Raw genomic sequence first — 20899 nt, 5'->3', positions numbered from 1 at the left:
AATGGAAAGGAAATTAGTTTTATTAGGGACATCGTTATTTTGTTTTTTAATACCTATTTACACAAAGTTGGCTAATATAGGTTTAGGCTTATTAGTAGTCAGTGTATTATTCTATATTTATAAGAATCGAAAGAATTTAGAGATTTATGGATTAAAAATATATGTAAAAAATAGCTTTAAGACGACTGTTTTTATTTTTGTATTATTGATTTTAGGTTTACTTTATACAGAAGATCTGAAGAATTCAATAAAATTGATTGAGAGGTTTTCTTCTTATTTACTTATACCTATAATATTTAGTTTTTTTCCTTTAGTTTTTTTACAGAAGATTAAGGATGTTTCATTTAAGGCATTTGTTGGTGGAACGTTTGTATCTAGTTGTATATTGATATTAAATAATTTCTATAACTATTATTTATTTAAGGGGCAAAGTATAGTTTTAGAAAGAGATATTTTTAGTTATGATTTTACTTATCACGTATTTGCTTCTTTGCTTGACTTTCATCCAGTTTTCTATGGTTTCTATGTAGTATTTGCATTGGTAATTGTTTTAGAAAATAAAACTGTATTTCATAAAACTGTAAGAGTTCTATTAGTTTTTGTTTTAGTAATTTGTTTGTTGTTTTTAAATAGTAGAAGCCCTTTTTTACTATTAACATTATATATATTATTTTGTATAATAAGAGCATTTGTTTTATTTGTAAAGTATCGCAAAGGTGGGATACAACTATTGATAGTGGTCTCTTTGGTAATATTCTCTTCTTTGGGGCTGAATCAGGTTTTAAAAGGAACATATCTTTATGAAAGAATTTCAAGCCAAGTTGTATGGGAGCTAACTGAGAATAAGGGAACATCTTATAGTGGAGAGTTTAAAAATGATAGCAGATGGAGTAGATGGGAAGCTATTTTTTATAAAGGAATGGAACATCCTTTTGTAGGCTCTGGATCAGGAAGTGAAGATAGAATTTCACTGGAAGCTTATAAACAAGAAGGATTAATTTATGCAGTAAAAGAAAAGTACGGACCTCATAATCAGTATTTGTCTTTTTTTATTGAATATGGTTTAGTAGGAGTTGCTTTGTTTTTCTATTTTCTTGTAGTTAATGTAATACATAATATTAGAGCAAAAAATTTTACTTTCTTGTTTTTATTTGTAATTATAGGTGTTGGTTCTTTATTTGATTCTATTTTATATCGTAATATGGCTATTATATTTTTTAGTTTTTATGCAAGTATTTTTACATTAATTAATTTGAAAAATGAAAGAAGAAATTTTTGATATTTCCATTGATAATTTGTCTATGAATGAGACATTAGATGTTATTAATAAATCTATAGATACTAAAGAACCTATTATGCATATAGTGGTTAATGCTGCTAAACTTGTAAATATGCAAAGTGATATAGAGTTGTTTGATAGTATTAAGAATGCTGATCTAGTTAATGCTGACGGAATGGCTGTGGTATGGGCCTCTAAATTCTTAAAAAAATCATTGAAAGAACGAGTATCAGGAGTTGATTTGTTCGTCAAACTTGTAGAAAATGCTGCAAATAGAGGAGAATCAGTCTATTTGTTAGGTGCAAATGAAGAAGTTGTAAGTAAGGTAGCAGATAAGTTTAAAGAAAAATATGGTGATCAAGTTATAGGAGGGTATCGTAATGGATACTTTACAAAAGAAGAGGAACCCAGTATTGTACAAGATATTGTGAATAGTAAAGCTACTTATTTATTTGTAGCAATTAGCTCTCCAAAAAAAGAAATATTCTTGTCAACATACAAAGAGGAATTATCTTTAATAGGTTTTACTATGGGGGTAGGTGGAAGTTTTGATGTTGTTTCAGGAAAGGTAAAGCGCGCTCCTCTATGGGTTCAACAATGTGGAATGGAATGGTTTTATAGATTTCTTCAAGAACCTAAGAGAATGTGGAAAAGAAGCTTTATTACCAATGGTAAGTTTATTTTTTTAGTAGTTAAAGAGAAGTTTAGAAAAGGATGAAAAAAATATTAATAACAGGAGCAGCAGGTTTTTTAGGCTCGCATTTATGTGATCGTTTTATAGCTGAAGGTTTTCACGTAATAGGAATGGATAATCTAATCACAGGTGATTTAAAGAATATCCAACACCTATTTCAATTAGAGAACTTTGAGTTTTATCATCATGATGTAACGAAGTTTGTGCATATACCTGGAGAATTAGATTATATACTTCATTTCGCATCACCAGCGAGTCCGATAGATTATTTAAAGATACCTATTCAGACGCTAAAAGTAGGTTCATTAGGAACGCATAATCTACTTGGCTTAGCTCGTGTAAAAGGAGCACGTATTTTGATAGCATCTACATCAGAGATATATGGAGATCCATTAGTACATCCACAGACAGAAGAATATTACGGAAATGTAAATACGATAGGACCAAGAGGGGTATATGATGAAGCTAAACGATTCCAAGAATCTATTACTATGGCATATCATACATTTCATAATGTAGAAACAAGGATAGTACGTATTTTCAACACTTATGGCCCTCGTATGAGACTTAATGATGGACGTGTTATACCTGCATTTATTGGGCAAGCATTAAGAGGAGAAGATTTAACTGTCTTTGGTGATGGTAGTCAGACTAGATCTTTCTGTTATGTAGATGATCAAGTTGAAGGTATCTATAGATTACTGTTATCAGACTATCACCTACCAGTTAATATTGGAAATCCAGATGAGATTACAATATTAGACTTTGCTAAAGAGATTATTGCCCTTACTCAGTCAGAACAAAAGATTATTTATAAGGATTTACCAATAAATGACCCTTTACAACGTTGTCCTAGTATTGAGAAGGCTAAGAAAATATTAGGTTGGGAACCAAAAGTCGGTAGAAGTGAGGGTATGAAGTTGACGTATGAGTACTTTAAAGCTTATTCAAGTGAGGATTTATTAAGAGAAGAACATAAAGATTTTTCAAAGTATATATATTAGTGAGTAAAAATTCAGGTAGATATTCGTATTTAATTAGACCATTGACTATAGCTATTGATTTGTTTGTAATCAATACAATGGCAGCTTTATACTTCTCTAGTTTAAAAGGAGTATATCTATTTCATTTAGTCATTACTATTGGTTGGATTATTGCAGCATGGATGAGCGACTTCTATGGAGTCTTCCGCCATACACGAGTAGTTAAGATTGGAGAGAAAATAGTAAAGCAGTTTGTTCTGATCTTAGTATTGATTACCTCTTTTAACGGGATTGCAGCTAGGTTTGCAGAACCTTTAGATATATTCCTATACTGTGTATATGCTTTTGGGATTATTACAGGAGTGAAGTTTTTTATCTTTTTCTCTTTAAAGTATTTTCGAAAAGTACTAGGGGGGAACTCTAGAAATATCATTTTAATAGGAAAGAGTAAGGAAATATCTTTATTAAATAAACTGTTTATAAAGAGAGGAGATCTTGGATATAGAATAGTTGCTACTTATGATGATGTATTATGTTTAGAAAAAGTAGATGAGATAGAACAACTTATCTTGGAGAATAAGGTAGATGAGATTTATATACAGTTTTCAATAATCCAAGGGGAGGATTATCATAGATTGTTAGAGTTGGCAGATAATAATTTAGTAACATTAAAGTATGTACCTACCCAAAAACAGATTATTACACATAATCTGAAGGTAGACTATTATGACTTGATAGCTATTGTCCCTAGACGTGTTATTCCTTTGGATAAGCCCTATAATAAGTTATTAAAAAGGTTATTTGATATTGTATTCTCTTCTTTAGTGATTGTATTTGTGTTGTCTTGGTTATTTCCTTTACTCGCTATTTTGATTAAAAGAGAATCTAAAGGACCTGTATTCTTTAAACAAAAAAGAACTGGAGTCAATGATGAAGAGTTTGTATGTTATAAGTTCAGGTCTATGGCTGTTAATGATGATTGTGATCAGAAGCAAGCGACTAAGAATGATATGCGTGTAACTAAGATAGGAGCTTTTATTCGTAAAACTAGCTTAGATGAATTCCCTCAGTTTATCAATGTCTTTTTAGGAGATATGTCTATCGTAGGGCCTAGACCTCATATGGTGGTTCATACGAAGTTATATTCAAAGAGAGTAAACAAGTTTATGCTACGTCACCTTATCAAGCCTGGAATTACAGGGATGGCACAGACACATGGATATAGAGGAGAAATAGAAACAGATAGAGATATTATTAATCGATTCAAGTATGATTTGTTTTATTTAGAGAACTGGTCTATACTCTTAGATTTAAAGATTGTGTATCTTACTGTTTACAATGTTTTTAAAGGAGAAAAAAAAGCATATTAATAGGAAAGCATCTAAACTAAATTAGATGCTTTTTTCTTTAGAGTAACTTTCGTTATTGTGTTATTTATATTTATTTTTGGTGTTTAATAACAAACAACACAATTAATGAAAATTTTACTATTAGGTTCAGGAGGACGTGAGCACGCACTTGCTTGGAAAATGCTTCAAAGTTCTAAATGTGAAGAGTTATTCGTAGCACCAGGAAATGCTGGTACAGCGAAAATTGCTAAGAATATAGCGGTCAATCCAAATGATTTTGAAGCAGTAAAGAAGACTGTTCTAGAGCATAAGATTGATATGGTGGTAGTAGGACCTGAAGATCCTCTTGTAAAAGGAATTGTAGATTTCTTTAAAGGAGATGATCTAGTAAATCATATTCCTGTAATAGGACCTTCTATGAAAGGAGCACAATTAGAAGGAAGTAAAGACTTCGCTAAAGAGTTTTTATTTAAACATAATATACCGACAGCTGGTTATGCTACTTTCACAAAAGATACAGTAGAAGAAGGGAAGAAGTTCTTAGATACAGTAAAAGCTCCTTATGTATTGAAAGCAGATGGATTAGCAGCAGGTAAAGGAGTAGTTATTTTAGAAGACATCAATGAAGCTAAGGCGGAGTTAGAGAATATGTTAGTAGATGCTAAGTTTGGTGATGCTAGTTCTAAAGTAGTTATTGAAGAATTCTTGTCTGGTATAGAATTGAGTTGTTTTGTATTAACGGATGGTAAATCATATAAGTTATTACCAACTGCAAAAGACTACAAGAGAATAGGAGAAGGAGATAAAGGGTTAAATACAGGAGGTATGGGAGCAGTTTCTCCAGTTCCTTTTGCTACTGATGACTTTTTAAAGAAAGTAGAAGAGAGAGTAGTTATTCCTACTGTAAGAGGATTGCAAGAAGACAACTTAGACTTTAAAGGTTTCGTATTCATTGGATTGATTAAGGTTGGAGATGATCCATTCGTGATCGAGTATAATGTACGTATGGGAGATCCTGAGACAGAAGTGGTGATGCCTAGAGTGAAGACTGATTTAGTAGATCTTTTTGAAGCAGTGGCTAACGAAACACTTGATACAGTAGAGATAGAGTTAGATGAGCGCACAGCTACTACAGTAATGTTAGTATCGGGTGGTTATCCTGAAGAGTATGAGAAAGGAAAAGTAATTACAGGTATAGATGACGTAACAGACTCTATTGTATTCCATGCTGGAACAGCACTAAAAGATGGAGAAGTAGTGACTAATGGTGGTCGTGTATTAGCTGTTACATCTTATGGAAACAGTTACGATGAAGCATTAAAAAAATCTTATCAAAACATAGCTAAGCTAAATTTCGATAAGATTTATTACCGTTCAGATATAGGTTTCGATTTGTAAAAATCGAAACTATTTTAAAAATGAGTGGGCTGTAGTATCTTGGTCATCTTCATTATTTGCTTTGAAGATTTTTAGTTGTTTTAACCAAAAAGCAAAATAGTAGCAAGTAATAAGGATAAACGCCCAAGTAATAATATTTGCAGTCCACCAATTTGTTAATTCTAATTTTGCAAAAAGATCCATTGGAATAAATAGAACTTTTTCAAAAAGGAATCCTAATCCAAGAAAAAATGAAGTCATTGTACTTTATTTTAAATTAAATAAAATTATTTTATTAATCCGTTACTAAACTTATTCAACCGATAAAATGGAAGTATAGGCTTAATATGTACAAAAATATAAAATATATAAATGTTAGCAAGTATTTTTAGTAAAACAAAACCAATTAATTACATTATACTGACCATCTTAATTCTATTAATCAGTGTTTTGTACTTATTTATAGACCAAGATCAGTTGGTTTGGACTACTTATGAGTTTGGTAAAAGAACTGTTTTACTAGCTTTGCTAATGGTGATGATGTATTTATCACAGTTTATTGCTACTCGTAATCGATTAGTAAGGGACAATGCTTATGTACCTCTTTTATTCGTCTCTTTTTTAATGCTATTCCCTACTGTTTTAGTACATAGTAAGGTTATTATAGCCAACTACTTTATCATGTTGGCTCTGAGAAGAATATTCTCATTGCATTCATTGAAGCAGTCTAAGGAGAAGATGTTTGATACCTCTTTATGGATTTTTGTAGCAGGGTTATTTCACTTTTGGAGTGTATTATTTTTACTTCTATTGTTCTTTGCGATAACTTATTTTGGAGCAAAAGATTATAGAAACTGGTTTATCCCAATTATTGCTTTTTTCTGTGTTTCTATATTTTTAGAATTGTACTTAGTGATTACAGACGGTAGTTATTATGACTGGTTCTGGGAGAAGTGTAGAGTGAGCTTTGACTTTATGTATTTTGAAAACGTATATCAGAATATTGCTTTGGCAGTCTATGTACCTATTGCTTTACTATTCTTTGTTAGCCAAGCAGCGAGTATTTCTTCGAAGCCTTTTAATATGCAAAGCACCTATAAGAAAATACTGTTATCTTTCCTTATAGGCGTTGCTATTTATGTGATTTCTGCTGATAAAAACAACGGAACTTTAATATTTACTTTCTTCCCATTAGCTGTATTAGGAGCTAATTATATAGAAGATATTCCACAGAAGTGGAGAAGAGAAGCCATAGTATACAGCGTATTTGGACTAGGGGTATTCTTCTACTTCATGCAGTTAGTATTATAGTTTATGTCCGTATGCTAGATCTCCAGCATCACCTAGTCCTGGTACGATATAATTGTGATCATCTAATTTCTCATCTAGAGTAGCTACCCATAGATTTACATTATCAGGAAGGTTTTCTTCTAAGTATTGTACTCCTTCAGGAGCAGCGATAACTACAGCTATATGTAGTTCTTTTGGCTTTTCTTCAGCCATTAGCTTATTGATTACGGCTACTAGAGATTGTCCTGTAGCTAACATAGGGTCAATAAGGATCAATATTTTGTCCTGGAATGAAGGTGCCGCTTGATACTCAACTAAGATCTCACTAGCCTCACCGTGTTTTCCATGACGGCGATAAGCAGATACGAATCCATTCTCAGCGTTGTCAAAGAAGTTCATAAACCCTGTGTGTAGCGCTAATCCAGCACGTAGGATAGAACATAATACTACATTGTCTTCAATGCACGTTGTGTGTTTAACTCCTAGAGGAGTTTGTACAGCGATATCCTTATAAGGTAACTTCTTACTTAATTCATAAGACATAATCTCTCCGATTCGCTCGATATTTTTTCTAAATCGCATGCTATCTTTTTGGATATTAACGTCTCTAAGTTGTGCTAAAAAGTGGTTCAGGATACTGTTTTCTGCTGAAATATAATGAATTTTCATCTCGGTATAATTAGTACGATAAAGGTATAAAAACTATATTTGTAAATAAAATAATTAGTATGTTTTCAGAATTAGCATTTCCAATATTCGAAGAGAGTATTCGTGACTATCATAAATTTGATAATGTTGACCAGCCAATCAACAACCCATATCCAAAAGATGATATCAAACATTTATTGTATTTAAAGAACTGGATTGACACTGTTCAATGGCATTTCGAAGATATTATTCGCGATCCACAGATTGATCCTGTAGCTGCATTAGCATTGAAAAGAAGAATTGATGCTTCGAATCAAGAGCGTACAGATATGGTAGAATATATTGATAGCTATTTCTTACAAAAACATAAAGATGTACAAGTAAAGGCTACTGCTAAGATTAACTCTGAGAGTCCAGCTTGGGCTATTGACAGATTATCTATCTTAGCTCTTAAGATTTATCACATGAATGAAGAAGCTACTAGACCTGAAGCTACTCAAGATCACAGAGATAAATGTCAAGCTAAATTGGATGTACTTTTAGAACAAAAGAAAGACTTAACTACTGCTATCGATGATTTATTAAATGATATCGCTAACGGAGATAAGTATATGAAAGTATACAAGCAAATGAAAATGTACAATGATGAGGAATTAAACCCTGTATTGTACCAAAACAAGAAATAATCATATCTTTGATAAAAAAATATAGAAAGCGTGAGTATTCACGCTTTTCTTGTTCATAACCTAATTTAACTAGTTGTGGCACAGTTGAAACATATATTGGTATTTAGATTGTCTGCTATGGGGGATGTCGCTATGACAGTGCCTGTAGTGCGTGCTTTAGTAGCACAGCATCCAGATGTACGGGTGACTGTAGTATCTCGTCCTTTTTTCAAACCTTTTTTTAAAGATATAGACAGGGTTGATTTCTTTGCAGTTGACGTAAAGAAACGACACAAAGGATTCTTGGGTTTGATCAGATTATTTAGTGACTTAAAGAAGCTTAAGGTTGATTATTTTGCTGATTTTCACAATGTACTACGAGCACAGATTATCAGAAGCTTATTTAGTTTAAGTGGTACTAAAGTAGCTGCATTAGATAAAGGAAGAGAAGGAAAGAAAGAACTTACTCGAGCAGAGAACAAAGTCTTTAAACAGTTGCCTACGATGTTTTCTAATCATCAGAATACATTAGCTAAGCTTGGCTTTAAAGTGGATTTAACTAATCCTCAGTTCCCTGCTGTACCAGAGTTAGCCCCAGAGTTATTACAATATGTAAAGGAGAAAGATACCATATGGATTGGGATTGCTCCTTTCGCACAGTATGATACGAAAGTGTATCCTCTTAACTTGATGCAACAAGTGGTAGACTCTTTAGCAGAACGTGAGAAGTCTATTATATTCTTATTTGGAGGAGGAGAGAAAGAAATAGCTTTATTGAACCAGCTAAAGCGCGATAACTATAATGTAATCGTGATGGCAGGTAAGGTGAAGTTTGATATAGAGATTAATCTTATACAGCATTTAGATGTGATGCTATCTATGGATTCAGGAAATGCACATATAGCGGCTATGCTTGGCAAGAAAGTTGTGACTCTGTGGGGAGCGACACACCCTTATGCGGGGTTTGCACCGTTTAATCAACCAGCAGACTATTGTATCACTGCAGATAGATCACAGTATCCATTATTACCTACGTCTGTGTATGGAAATAAGATTGTAGAAGGATATGAGAATGCGATGCATACAATAGATCCACAAGTAGTGTGTGACAAGGTTATAGAAGTAATAAAATCAGATAAATAATTGTATTTTTACAGTATAAAATATTGACTATGAACATAGCAGATTATATTAGAGATATTCAAGATTTTCCGAAGGAAGGTATTGGTTTTAAAGATATCACTCCATTATTAAATGACCATGCAGCTATGGTAGAAGCTACTAATCAGTTATTAGCATTAGTAGGTGATAAGAAGATTGATAGAGTAGTAGGGATGGAGAGTAGAGGTTACTTTTTTGCTACTTTGTTAGCAGAGAAGCTTGGAGCAGGATTTATTCCTGTGCGTAAACCAGGTAAACTTCCTTTTGACACGATATCTGAAGCGTATGGATTAGAGTACGGAACAGATATCCTAGAGATACATACTGATTCGATTAAGCCAGGAGAGAAGGTATTAATCCATGATGATGTATTAGCTACTGGAGGTACAGCAGAGGCTGTATGTAAGCTTGTAGAGCGTTTAGGAGGAGAGATAGTACAAGTAAACTTCTTAATGGAACTATCATTCTTACACGGAAGAGATAAGTTATCTAATTATGACGTGAAGAGCTTAATTAGCTACTAATACGATAAAAAACATACTTATAGCCCTATTCAGTGTCTTATTATAAGAGACATTGAATAGGGCTTTTTTTATTGTGTTATTGGAGAATAATTCCTCTTTTTTATTCCATTTTATCACCGTTATTATAGGCTAATTGAGTGGAATATTAGAGGTAAAAACGATATTTTTATAGCGTTTATTTAGAGAATAAAATACCCTTTTTAATGGTGGTTTATATCCTATTTTAAATAAAGGGAGAGTGCAGAAATGACGTTCAAAATGAACTATTAGGTAAAATGAACTAAAAATATTTTGAATCAAATACTGTCAAACTCTTAGTATATAAGGTATTGAGTGATGTTTTATTTTTTTAATAAAAACCTTGCATAATCCAATTTTAATTAGAAAACTTTGTTCATGCTTATTTAAGCAGTTATAAAACTTATGAAGAGAACCGATTTAAATATTACTTTTATCTCTAACAACATTGCCTTAGCAACTGTTGCGGTTTTCTCATTGTCTACATCGCGGTCATCTCGCGCCCGGGCTTAATCTTTTTTAGCCTTTTTTTAGTATAATGCCTTTTTTGGCATTATATCTGTACATATATCATTGATTTTTAATGCTTTTCAGACAGTCTGAGGATTATTGTACCTATTCGGTATCAATATCTTGGCTCGTTTGATTCTTAATCACTTGTTTTGAAATGAATTCAAATCAGTTTATCGTAATTCCTGCGAATGAAACACACGTAGGATATGCGGAACAAATTTGTGAAGAAATGGCTCAGTCAGCTCTTGCTAGAGGGACTGGTATTGCTAGAAGAAAACCAGAGTACGTTGCCAATAAAATGGTTGAAGGTAAGGCTGTTATCGCCCTACATGTTGATGGTACTTGGGCTGGTTTTTGTTACATAGAGACTTGGAGTCACGGTGATTATGTAGCCAATTCTGGACTGATTGTGAACCCTGTTTTTAGAAAAGAGGGACTGGCAAAAGCTATTAAAAAATGTGTTTTTGAATTATCTAGAAAGAAATATCCAAAGGCTAAAATATTCGGTCTAACTACAGGGTTTGCTGTTATGAAGATCAACTCAGATTTAGGCTATGAACCTGTGCCTTACTCAGAACTTACTCAGGATGAGATGTTCTGGAAAGGGTGTGAGAGTTGTGTAAACTTCCAAATCTTACAGAGTAAAGAGAAGAAGAACTGTCTTTGTACAGCCATGCTTTGGAACCCAGAAGATAAAGAAAAAGAGCTTCGGAATAAAATAGACCAAAAGACCAAAGCAAAAGAGAGACTTAAAAATATGCAGAAAAAGTACTCATTGCTGAAACGATTGCAAATGCAATTGAAGAAAACAGTCAAAAAAACACATCTATTTTAATTTTAAAACACATCAATCATGAATAATAAGAAAGTTGTATTAGCATTTAGCGGAGGATTAGACACTAGCTTCTGTGTAATTTATTTAAAAGAAGAATTAGGGTATGAAGTACACTCTGTAGTGGTAAACACAGGTGGATTTGATGCAGTAGAAGTGAAGGCTATCGAAGAGAAAGCGTATGCTTTAGGAGTTGCTTCTCACACGACTATCGATGAGACAGAAGACTACTATAATGACAGTGTGAAGTACTTGATATTTGGTAACGTATTGAAGAATGCTACTTACCCATTATCAGTAAGTGCTGAGCGTGTGTGTCAGGCTACAGCTATTGCTAACTACGCTAAGAAGATTGGTGCCGAAGCGGTAGCTCACGGTAGTACAGGGGCAGGGAATGACCAAGTGCGTTTTGATATGATCTTTAATATATTGGTGCCTAGTGTACAGATTATTACGCCAATTAGAGATCTAAAATTAAGCAGAGAAGAAGAGATCGAGTTCTTACAAAAACACGGTGTCGAAATCAATGCAGAGAAAGCAAAATATTCAATTAATAAAGGTTTATGGGGAACTTCAGTAGGTGGAAAAGAAACCCTAACCTCTAATCTATATTTACCAGAAGAGGCATGGCCTACACCAGTGACTAAAGCAACTCCTGAGACAGTGGAGATTACTTTTGAGAAGGGTGAGCCAGTAGCTTTAAATGGTAAGAAACTAAAACCTACTGAGGTTATCCAACAGTTACAAGACTTAGCTCAACCATTCGGTATCGGTAGAGATATCCACGTAGGAGACACGATTATCGGGATTAAAGGGAGAGTTGGTTTTGAAGCAGCAGGACCTATCATCTTGGTAAAAGCACACCACACTTTAGAGAAACATACGTTGACGAAGTGGCAACTGAGCTGGAAAGAACAGTTAGCATCATTCTATGGTAACTACTTACACGAAGGACAGTTCCACGATCCAGTAATGAGAGATATGGAAGCATTCTTGAGCAGTACACAGCAGACTGTAAGTGGTAAGGTAATCGTAGAGTTACACCCACACCGTTTTGTAGTGATAGGTATAGAGTCAGCGCATGACCTAATGTCTAATAAGTTTGGTAGCTATGGAGAGATGAACAATGCATGGACAGGCGAAGATGTAAAAGGGTTCTCTAAGATCTTTGGTAACCAAGTCATGATTTGGCACAAAGTTAATAACCAAGACCAATAGAATTATGCAGACAATAAAAGTAGGAATAGTAGGAGGTGCTGGCTATACGGGAGGAGAGTTGTTGAGACTTCTCTTACCTCATCCCGCAGTAGAGATCACCTTTGTACACTCTAACAGTAGCGCTGGTAAGCCGGTATATGAGATTCACAGTGACCTATTCGGAGATACAGACTTACATTTTACGAATGTGTTGATGGAGGATATCGATGTATTGTTTTTGTGTATGGGGCATGGAGATTCTAAAGTGTTCTTAGCAGAGAATGACATTGATAAGGAGATTAAGATTATAGACCTCAGCCAAGACTTTAGATTAAAAGATACAGCAGGAGAGTTCGTTTACGGCTTGCCAGAGTTGAATAAAGAGAAGATAAAGAAAGCGAATTATATAGCTAATCCAGGTTGTTTTGCTACAGCATTACAGTTAGCCTTGTTGCCTTTAGCACATGCAGCTAAGATGCCTGAGTCTGTTTATATCAATGCTTTGACAGGGTCTACAGGAGCTGGACAGAGTTTATCTACTACATCTCACTTTAGTTGGAGAGCGAATAATATATCAGTATATAAAGCCTTCACTCACCAACACCTTAGCGAGATAGGAGAAAGCCTTGTACAACTACAATCTGACTATGTACAGAACATTAAGTTTATCCCAGAGAGAGGAGACTTCGCTAGAGGGATTTTTGCAAGTGTGATGTTTGAATCGACTTTGACAGAAGATGAGCTTTATACCATGTACAATACGTATTATGCATCGCATCCATTTACACACGTAAGTAAAAAGGGCATCGACCTAAAGCAAGTGGTAAATACGAACAAATGCTTGGTGTCTATCGTAAAGAATGAAAATGATGTATTAGTGACTAGTGCGATAGATAACTTACTGAAAGGAGCAAGCGGACAAGCTGTTCAAAACATGAACTTGCTATTCGGATTAGACGAAAAAACAGGTTTACAACTAAAAGCTTCGGCTTTCTAACAACGATTAATTATGATGAAATTATATGATGTATACCCACTTAACCCTATCGAGATTGTAAAAGGATTAGGGAGTAGAGTATATGACAGCACGGGTCAAGAGTATTTAGACTTATATGGAGGGCACGCTGTGATCTCTATCGGACATACTCATCCGCACTATGTAGCGAGATTAACGGACCAATTAAACAAAATCGGATTTTATTCTAATTCTATAGAAATCCCTCTTCAGCAGCAATTAGCTGCCTTATTAGGGGAAGTAGCTGGGATGGACAATTATCAATTGTTTTTGTGTAATTCAGGAGCAGAAGCAAATGAAAATGCTTTAAAATTAGCTTCTTTTTATAATGGTAAAAAGAAAGTTATCGCTTTTGATAAAGCTTTTCATGGGAGAACTTCTCTTGCTGTTTCTGCTACTGATAACCCAAAGATAGTTGCCCCAGTCAATCAAACAGAGAACATTGTGTTCTTGCCTTTTAACGATGAGCAAGCTCTTGAACAAGCTTTCGCATCTTACGGTGATGAAGTAACAGCAGTGATTATCGAAGGAATACAAGGTGTAGGTGGGATTAAGGTAGCTACAGATAGCTTCTTAGCGAAAATCAGAAGTCTTACTACGCAATATGATGCAGTATTTATCGCAGATGAAGTACAGTGTGGATATGGACGTACAGGGGCTTTCTACGCAGTGAATGACGGTGGAGTGAGTGCTGATATCTATACGATGGCGAAAGGAATGGGGAATGGATTCCCTATTGGAGCAATAGCGATAGGAGAGCAGTTTAAGCCTTGGCATGGACAGTTAGGAACTACTTTTGGAGGAAATCACTTAGCATGTGCAGCAGCATTATCTGTATTAGAAGTAATGAAGCAAGACAACCTAATGGCAAATACCGCACAGGTTGGAAATTACTTAATCAATGAATTAAAGAAATTAGACAAGATACAGGAAGTAAGAGGAAAAGGACTGATGATTGGAATAGACCTTGCTCCTGAGTTAAAAGAGGTTCGTAAAGAACTATTAGTGAAAGACCACATCTTCACGGGTAATGCAAGCCCTAATGTAATTCGGTTGTTACCAGCATTAAATCTGACTCAAGCTGATGCAGATTTATTCTTGGATAAATTCAACAACAGATTACAACAATTCTAAAAAGACAATTACAATGAAACAATTTTTTTCCGTTAACGATATACCTTCTCTATCTAAAGCAGTAAACAGCGCATTAGCGTGTAAGGCAAACCCTTTTGCAGAAGAAACTCTTGGCAAGCACAAAACAATAGGTTTAGTATTCTTAAATCCAAGTTTGCGTACAAGGATGAGTACTCAGAAGGCTGCTGCTAACTTAGGGATGAATGTAATGGTGATGAATATGACATCAGACGGTTGGGCTTTAGAGACTAAAGACGGCGTAGTGATGGACGGAAATACAGCAGAGCATATTAGAGAAGCTGCAGCTGTGATGGGAGAGTACTGTGATATATTAGGACTTCGTTCATTCCCTGGGTTAAAAGATGCTGAGGAAGACTATAGCGAAGAATTGTTTAGCAAGTTCGCTAAGTACTGTGGCAAACCTGTAGTGAGCTTAGAGAGCGCGACAAGACATCCCCTACAGAGCTTTACAGACTTGATCACCATAGTAGAGCACTTCGATTATAATTATGACGCTGCACAAGATAAATTAGTACCTCAAGGCAAAAAACCTAAAGTAGTATTGACATGGGCACCGCACGTTAAGGCACTTCCGCAGGCAGTACCGAACTCTTTCGCAGAGTGGATGTGTAGAGCTCAGGCAGAAGGTCTTGTAGACTTTGTGGTGACTCATCCAGAGGGTTATGCGCTGAAAGAGGAGTTTACAGTAGGAGCTACAGTGACTACTAATCAGGATGAAGCTTTAGCAGATGCAGACTTCGTATATGTAAAGAACTGGTCGAGTTATGAAGACTACGGACAGATAACGTGTACAGATAAGTCTTGGATGTTAACTCTTGATAAATTAGAAGCAACAAACCAAGCCAAAGTAATGCACTGCCTACCTGTTAGACGTGATTTAGTGATCTCGTCAGAAGTATTAGATAGCGAGCATGCTATCGTGATACAAGAAGCAGGGAACAGAGTATGGGCAGCACAAGCTGTATTAAAAGAAATGCTTAAAAACCAATAAATTATGCAAAGCCTTACAGTTATTAAGATAGGAGGTAATATCGTCGATGACGAGTCTGCGTTAAACGCTTTTTTAGACATCTATGCTCGTATAGAAGGCCCTAAGGTCTTAGTACATGGTGGAGGTAAATTAGCTACGCGTATGGCTGCGCAGTTAGGGATAGAAACTCAGATGGTCAATGGGCGTCGTATCACTGACGAAGCGATGTTGCCTATAGCTGTAATGGTGTATGCAGGTTTGATAAACAAACAAATCACAGCACAACTTCAAGCAAGAGGTTGTGATGCGATGGGAATCTCAGGAGCAGACGCTAAGCTGATACAGAGTCATAAACGCCCTATTGAGCCGATAGACTATGGCTATGTAGGGGACTTTGAGGCAAGCGATGTGAATGTGGTTCGATTACAACAATTGTTAGAGATAGGGATTAGTCCTGTATTCTCTGCGATTACGGCTGATAAGGAAGGCCAACTACTAAATACCAATGCAGATACTATTGCCTCTAATATAGCCGTTGCTCTCGCTACTAAGTATAAAGTAGCCTTAGTATATTGCTTTGAGCGCAAAGGGGTACTGCAAGACATTAACGATGAGAACTCTGTGATCAATACCATTAATCAAGAGAACTTTACACAACTAAAACAACAAGGGGTGATAGCTGATGGTATGTTGCCAAAGATAGAGAATGCTTTGGCGGCTGTCAACCAAGGAGTAGATAAGGTATGTATCAAGAAAGCAGAGGATCTATTAGATATAAAAGCTGGTACTACGATTCAACTCTAATATAAGATAACAAGACAACTACCCATAACTATATAAAACCACAATGAAAGACAACTTATCACAACAGGCAATAGCTTTATTAGAAAGCCTTATAGCATCTCCATCTTTTAGTAAAGAAGAGCATTTGACTTCTGATCTAATCGCTAACTTTTTAGAGTCTCATGGAGTAGCTATTCACCGAGAGCTTTTTAATGTATGGGCGTTTAATAAGCACTATGATCCGAGTAAGCCTACGATCTTATTGAACTCTCACCACGATACTGTGAGACCAAATAAAGACTATACTCGTGACCCTTTTAAGCCTGAGATTATAGATGGCAAGTTGTTCGGATTGGGGAGTAATGATGCTGGAGGGTGCTTGGTCTCTTTAATCGCTACATTTCTTTACTTCTATGAAAAAGAGGGAATGAAGTATAACTTCTGTATCGCTGCTACGGCAGAAGAAGAGATATCAGGGAATGATGGCTTAGAATTTGTAATACCTAAATTAGGAGAATTAGAATTCGCTATCGTAGGAGAACCTACACAAATGCACTTAGCTGTAGCAGAACGTGGACTAATGGTGTTAAACTGTGTAGCTCATGGGCGCTCAGGACATGCAGCGCGTAATGAAGGAGACAATGCGATATTTAAAGCAATAAAAGATATAGAGTGGTTTAATACCTATCAGTTCCCTAAGGTATCTGAAGAGTTTGGACCTATCAAGATGAGTGTGACAATGATCAATGCTGGTACACAGCATAATGTGGTGCCTTCTACTTGTGATTTTGTTGTAGATGTACGTGTGACAGATGCTTATACAAACGAAGAAGTATTAGAGATGGTGAGACAGCATGTAGACTGTGAGGTCAATGCGCGTTCTACTCGATTAAAGCCTTCGTCTATAGCTAAAGATCACCCTATCGTACAGGCGGGTATAGCACTAGGTAGAGAGACGTATGGCTCACCTACTACGAGTGACCAAGCTTTGTTAAGTATTCCATCGCTTAAGTGTGGACCTGGCGACTCTGCTCGCTCACATACAGCAGACGAATTCGTCTATGTAAAGGAGATAGAAGAGGGAATAGCCTTGTATATAGAGATGTTAACGCAAATCGTGTAGCAAATGAAATTATGGCAAAAAAACACTACTGTAGATAGTAATGTAGATACCTTCACAGTAGGACAAGATAGAGTGTTAGATATGAACCTAGCGGCATTTGACGTTATGGGGTCACTAGCACATACACAGATGTTAGAAAGTATAGGGTTATTAGAGTCAGAAGACTTAGTCCTTATCCAAAAAGAATTAAAACAGATATACCAAGAGATATTAGCTGGTCAATTCGAGATAGAAGATGATGTAGAAGATATACACTCTCAAGTAGAGTTATTATTGACTAGGAGAATAGGTGAGGCTGGTAAGAAGATACATTCAGGACGTTCTAGAAACGACCAAGTATTAGTAGACCTTAAACTTTATTTTCGCCATGAGATAGAGGAGATAGTTACTAAGACGAAGGAGGTATTTGATACACTACAGCAATTGAGTAATCAGTATAAAGATGTTTTACTGCCTGGTTATACGCATTTACAAATCGCAATGCCTTCGTCATTTGGCTTGTGGTTTGGGGCGTATGCAGAGAGCCTTGTAGATGATTTAGAGATGATGCTAGCTGCGTGGAAGGTTACGAATAAGAACCCATTGGGATCGGCTGCAGGTTATGGCTCATCATTTCCGTTAAACAGGCAGATGACTACAGACTTATTAGGCTTTCAGTCTATGAATTATAATGTAGTCTATGCACAGATGGGTAGGGGAAAGACAGAGCGTATTTTAGCACAAGGGTTAAGCGCTATTGCAGCTACTTTAGCTAAGTTCGCGATGGACGGATGCTTGTATATGAGTCAGAACATGGGCTTTATTAAATTCCCAGATCATTTGACTACAGGTTCGAGCATTATGCCACATAAGAAGAATCCAGACGTTCTAGAGCTTATTCGTTCAAGATGTAATAAGATACAAGCTTTGCCTAACGAAATAGCCTTAATGACCACTAATTTGCCTTCTGGGTACCACAGAGATCTTCAGTTGTTAAAAGAGAACTTGTTCCCAGCTTTCACGTCATTGAAAGAGTGTTTAGATATTCTGAAACTGATGTTGGACAATATAGAGGTGAATAAAGAGATATTAAGCGATCCGAAATACGACTATTTGTTTAGCGTTGAGGTAGTGAATGATTATGTACTAAAGGGGATGCCTTTTAGAGAAGCATATAAAGAGATAGGGCTGTCGATAGAGGCAGGTACTTATCAACCGTCAAAAGAGGTAAACCATACACATGAAGGTAGTGTAGGTAACCTGATGAATGAAGCAATCAAAGGAGAGTTTGACCGTGTGTACACGTCATTCAACTTTGACCAAGTAAATGAGAAACTAGTAAGTTTAGTGTTGTGATAGATTGAAAGAGGCTTTTCCACGCGGTGGGAGAGCCTCTTGCTATTTATTAATTTATCACTGTTAACTATAATTGATTTAGGGCTGTATGAAGTATAATGCTTCGTACAGCTCTTTTTTTATAATTTATAATTAGTTATATATCAACTTAGTTATCGTTTTTCGTGTCACATCTCATGGTATGTTTTCTTTTTACGTTTGTTTCTTTTAAATATAAAATTATGAATACAAAAGAGAAATTATTACATGATATGTTGTCATGTTCAAGATGTTTTAAACACGACGTATATATTCTTTATACAGTAATTCAGTTACATTCACGTGTTTTAAATATGAAGATACTAAACAAAGAGGATAATGAAATGATAGAAAGTAACTATAGAGTATTGAAGAGTTTAAGAAGCCCTTTTGATAAGGATAAAAAACTTATAGATGTTTACACATATATAGTTATAGGCTGCATTTTTAATATTTTATATGATTCTGTAAAATGGAAATTACCTTTAAAAAGAAGTGGTTTCAGGTACAAAAAATTATTGTAATAAGATAGTTTTTGGTAGTAGAGCTATATGTGAAATGTTAGAATAGCTAATATAATGTTATTAGCTATAATTGATTTAGGGCTGTATGAAGTATAATGCTTTGTACAGCTCTTTTTTATTGTGATGTTTTAATGTGTTTTATATTTCGACCCGGATTTGCAATCTGAGTATTATTTCTAAAGTATTAAATGTGCTTTTATTACCTTTTTTTGTGGGGTGGTCGGCATGTGGTCGGCATGTGATGGGCATTTGGTCGGCTTAAAAGTACCAAAAATAGCCTATCACTAGCCTATCATATAGGGAGCAATAGACTATCACCTCGGAGTATTATCGCAAAAAAAAGCTCTCCACTGTGGGAGAGCTTAGATTATATCGTATATCTATTATATATCGTCGTAGTCTACATAGATTTCGTCTGATGTAACGATAGCTTGACATGATAGGATAAGTCCGTCTGCTATCTCATCATCTGTAAGGATGCTGTTCTTCTTCATCACAGCAGATCCTTTAACGATCTTACACATACATGAGCTACAGATACCACCCTGACATGAGTATGGAGCATCTATACCGGCTTTAAGCACACCGTTTAGTAATACTTCACTCTTCGGCATCTCGAAGCTAGCTTCTTCGTCATCTACTAGTGCAGTCACCTTAGTAGTACCTCCTTCTGCCTGTACAGGGTTTACACCATCTGTGTTAGGAGTGAAGATCTCAAAAGCAATTTTGTCTTTAGCAACTCCTCTATCTTGTAGAGTAGCACTTACAGTATCGATCATGTCTTCTGGACCACATAAGAAGAAACGAGCGAACGCTACATCTTTGTGTTTGTTGTTTACTACGAAGTTGATTGCTGCTTTATCTATACGTCCGAAGATAGAATCGTTCTCTCTAATACGAGAGTAAACGAAGTGGATGAATAGACGCTCTGCGTATTGTTCTTGTAGTTTGTATAATTCGTCGTGGAAGATAGCCTCTTCCGCATTTTTATTACCGTATACTAGTACGAACTTGCTGTTAGGCTCTTGCTCTAATACTGTCTTTAGTATAGACATCACAGGAGTGATACCGCTACCTGCTGCAAAGGCTGCATAGTTATTAGCTACTGAATCATTTGGCTCAAAAGTGAATCTTCCTTCTGGGCTTTCTACTTCTAGCTGATCACCAGCTTTCAGTGTGTCATTAGCAAATGTAGAGAACACACCGTGTTCTACTTTTTTTACTGCTACACGTACTTCTCCACTAGTAGGAGTAGAGCAGATAGAGTAAGCTCTACGAATCTCTTTCCCCTCGTGTTGGTATTTAATATTAAGATATTGACCTGCTGTGAATGCAAATTCCTCTTTTAGGTTGGCAGGAATATCAAATGCTATTGATACTGCATTAGGAGTCTCTCTGCGAACTTCTTTTACAGTTAATAGGTTGAATCTTGACATAGGTAGTTTA

Annotated in this window: 20 protein-coding genes; 17 read left to right on the top strand and 3 right to left on the bottom strand. The window is 35.6% G+C overall.

Annotated elements, in window-relative coordinates; translation table 11 throughout:
• Position 1 precedes the first annotated feature (1 nt).
• The 5 genes from MYRA21_RS05460 to purD all read left to right on the top strand — a co-directional run bounded on the left by MYRA21_RS05460 (position 2) and on the right by purD (position 5703).
• Positions 2-1279: an O-antigen ligase gene (locus MYRA21_RS05460; protein ID WP_006257981.1), complete on the top strand. Its 1278-nt coding sequence runs from the start codon at positions 2-4 to the stop codon at positions 1277-1279.
• Entirely contained in the window at positions 1260-1997 is a 738-nt protein-coding gene (locus MYRA21_RS05455) for a WecB/TagA/CpsF family glycosyltransferase (RefSeq protein ID WP_006257982.1), read from the top strand. The genes MYRA21_RS05460 and MYRA21_RS05455 overlap by 20 nt, the downstream gene beginning before the upstream one ends.
• Positions 1994-2977, top strand: a complete 984-nt coding sequence (locus MYRA21_RS05450) for a UDP-glucuronic acid decarboxylase family protein (protein WP_006257983.1) — start codon at positions 1994-1996, stop codon at positions 2975-2977. Before MYRA21_RS05455 ends, MYRA21_RS05450 begins: the two co-directional genes overlap by 4 nt.
• On the top strand, positions 2977-4326 hold the full coding sequence (locus tag MYRA21_RS05445; RefSeq protein ID WP_006257984.1) for an exopolysaccharide biosynthesis polyprenyl glycosylphosphotransferase: 1350 nt from the start codon (positions 2977-2979) through the stop codon (positions 4324-4326). The genes MYRA21_RS05450 and MYRA21_RS05445 overlap by 1 nt, the downstream gene beginning before the upstream one ends.
• Positions 4327-4431: 105 nt before the next feature.
• Positions 4432-5703 carry a phosphoribosylamine--glycine ligase gene (gene purD / locus MYRA21_RS05440; protein WP_006257985.1) on the top strand — a complete coding sequence of 424 codons (1272 nt, stop codon included), beginning with the start codon at positions 4432-4434 and terminating at the stop codon, positions 5701-5703.
• A gap of 9 nt (positions 5704-5712) precedes the next feature.
• On the opposite strand, the gene MYRA21_RS05435 is transcribed toward purD, so the two are convergent.
• Positions 5713-5943, bottom strand: a complete 231-nt coding sequence (locus tag MYRA21_RS05435) for a hypothetical protein (protein ID WP_006257986.1) — start codon at positions 5941-5943, stop codon at positions 5713-5715.
• A gap of 111 nt (positions 5944-6054) precedes the next feature.
• Between MYRA21_RS05435 and MYRA21_RS05430 the strand changes: the two genes are divergently transcribed.
• Complete coding sequence (locus MYRA21_RS05430) at positions 6055-6993, top strand: DUF6427 family protein (RefSeq protein ID WP_006257987.1); 939 nt, start codon at positions 6055-6057, stop codon at positions 6991-6993.
• Here the strand turns inward: MYRA21_RS05430 and upp are convergent.
• Entirely contained in the window at positions 6988-7641 is a 654-nt protein-coding gene (gene upp / locus MYRA21_RS05425) for a uracil phosphoribosyltransferase (protein ID WP_006257988.1), read from the bottom strand. The two genes, MYRA21_RS05430 and upp, sit on opposite strands and share 6 nt — an antisense overlap.
• Positions 7642-7700: 59 nt before the next feature.
• On the opposite strand from upp, the gene MYRA21_RS05420 reads away from it, so the two are divergent.
• The 11 genes from MYRA21_RS05420 to argH all read left to right on the top strand — a co-directional run bounded on the left by MYRA21_RS05420 (position 7701) and on the right by argH (position 18911).
• Positions 7701-8306 (top strand): DUF4254 domain-containing protein, encoded by a 606-nt coding sequence (locus MYRA21_RS05420; RefSeq protein WP_006257989.1) that lies wholly within the window; start codon positions 7701-7703, stop codon positions 8304-8306.
• Between the two features lie 75 nt (positions 8307-8381).
• The gene (locus tag MYRA21_RS05415) at positions 8382-9428 is read left to right on the top strand and encodes a glycosyltransferase family 9 protein (RefSeq protein WP_006257990.1); all 1047 of its coding nucleotides are present in this window, start codon (positions 8382-8384) and stop codon (positions 9426-9428) included.
• Between the two features lie 29 nt (positions 9429-9457).
• Positions 9458-9970, top strand: coding sequence for an adenine phosphoribosyltransferase (locus MYRA21_RS05410; protein ID WP_006257991.1), 513 nt, complete (start codon positions 9458-9460; stop codon positions 9968-9970).
• A 685-nt stretch (positions 9971-10655) separates the two neighbouring features.
• On the top strand, positions 10656-11336 hold the full coding sequence (locus MYRA21_RS05405; RefSeq protein ID WP_006257992.1) for an N-acetyltransferase: 681 nt from the start codon (positions 10656-10658) through the stop codon (positions 11334-11336).
• Between the two features lie 18 nt (positions 11337-11354).
• A complete protein-coding gene (gene argG, locus MYRA21_RS05400; RefSeq protein WP_006257993.1) occupies positions 11355-12551 on the top strand; it encodes an argininosuccinate synthase in 1197 nt (398 codons plus the stop codon).
• A 4-nt stretch (positions 12552-12555) separates the two neighbouring features.
• Entirely contained in the window at positions 12556-13527 is a 972-nt protein-coding gene (argC, locus tag MYRA21_RS05395) for an N-acetyl-gamma-glutamyl-phosphate reductase (RefSeq protein WP_006257994.1), read from the top strand.
• Positions 13528-13539: 12 nt separating this feature from the next.
• The gene (locus MYRA21_RS05390; RefSeq protein WP_006257995.1) at positions 13540-14679 is read left to right on the top strand and encodes an aspartate aminotransferase family protein; all 1140 of its coding nucleotides are present in this window, start codon (positions 13540-13542) and stop codon (positions 14677-14679) included.
• Between the two features lie 13 nt (positions 14680-14692).
• On the top strand, positions 14693-15691 hold the full coding sequence (locus tag MYRA21_RS05385; protein WP_006257996.1) for an acetylornithine carbamoyltransferase: 999 nt from the start codon (positions 14693-14695) through the stop codon (positions 15689-15691).
• 3 nt (positions 15692-15694) lie between these two features.
• The gene (argB, locus tag MYRA21_RS05380) at positions 15695-16474 is read left to right on the top strand and encodes an acetylglutamate kinase (protein ID WP_006257997.1); all 780 of its coding nucleotides are present in this window, start codon (positions 15695-15697) and stop codon (positions 16472-16474) included.
• Between the two features lie 43 nt (positions 16475-16517).
• A complete protein-coding gene (locus MYRA21_RS05375) occupies positions 16518-17576 on the top strand; it encodes a M20 family metallo-hydrolase (protein ID WP_039328690.1) in 1059 nt (352 codons plus the stop codon).
• 3 nt (positions 17577-17579) lie between these two features.
• Positions 17580-18911 (top strand): argininosuccinate lyase, encoded by a 1332-nt coding sequence (argH, locus tag MYRA21_RS05370; protein ID WP_006257999.1) that lies wholly within the window; start codon positions 17580-17582, stop codon positions 18909-18911.
• 925 nt (positions 18912-19836) lie between these two features.
• On the opposite strand, the gene MYRA21_RS05360 is transcribed toward argH, so the two are convergent.
• Positions 19837-20889, bottom strand: a complete 1053-nt coding sequence (locus MYRA21_RS05360; protein ID WP_006258001.1) for a ferredoxin--NADP reductase — start codon at positions 20887-20889, stop codon at positions 19837-19839.
• Positions 20890-20899 lie beyond the last annotated feature (10 nt).

This window comes from Myroides sp. A21, assembly GCF_000807225.1.
GTDB classification, from domain to species: domain Bacteria; phylum Bacteroidota; class Bacteroidia; order Flavobacteriales; family Flavobacteriaceae; genus Flavobacterium; species Flavobacterium odoratimimum.
This window is presented reverse-complemented; position numbering and strand designations above follow the sequence as displayed.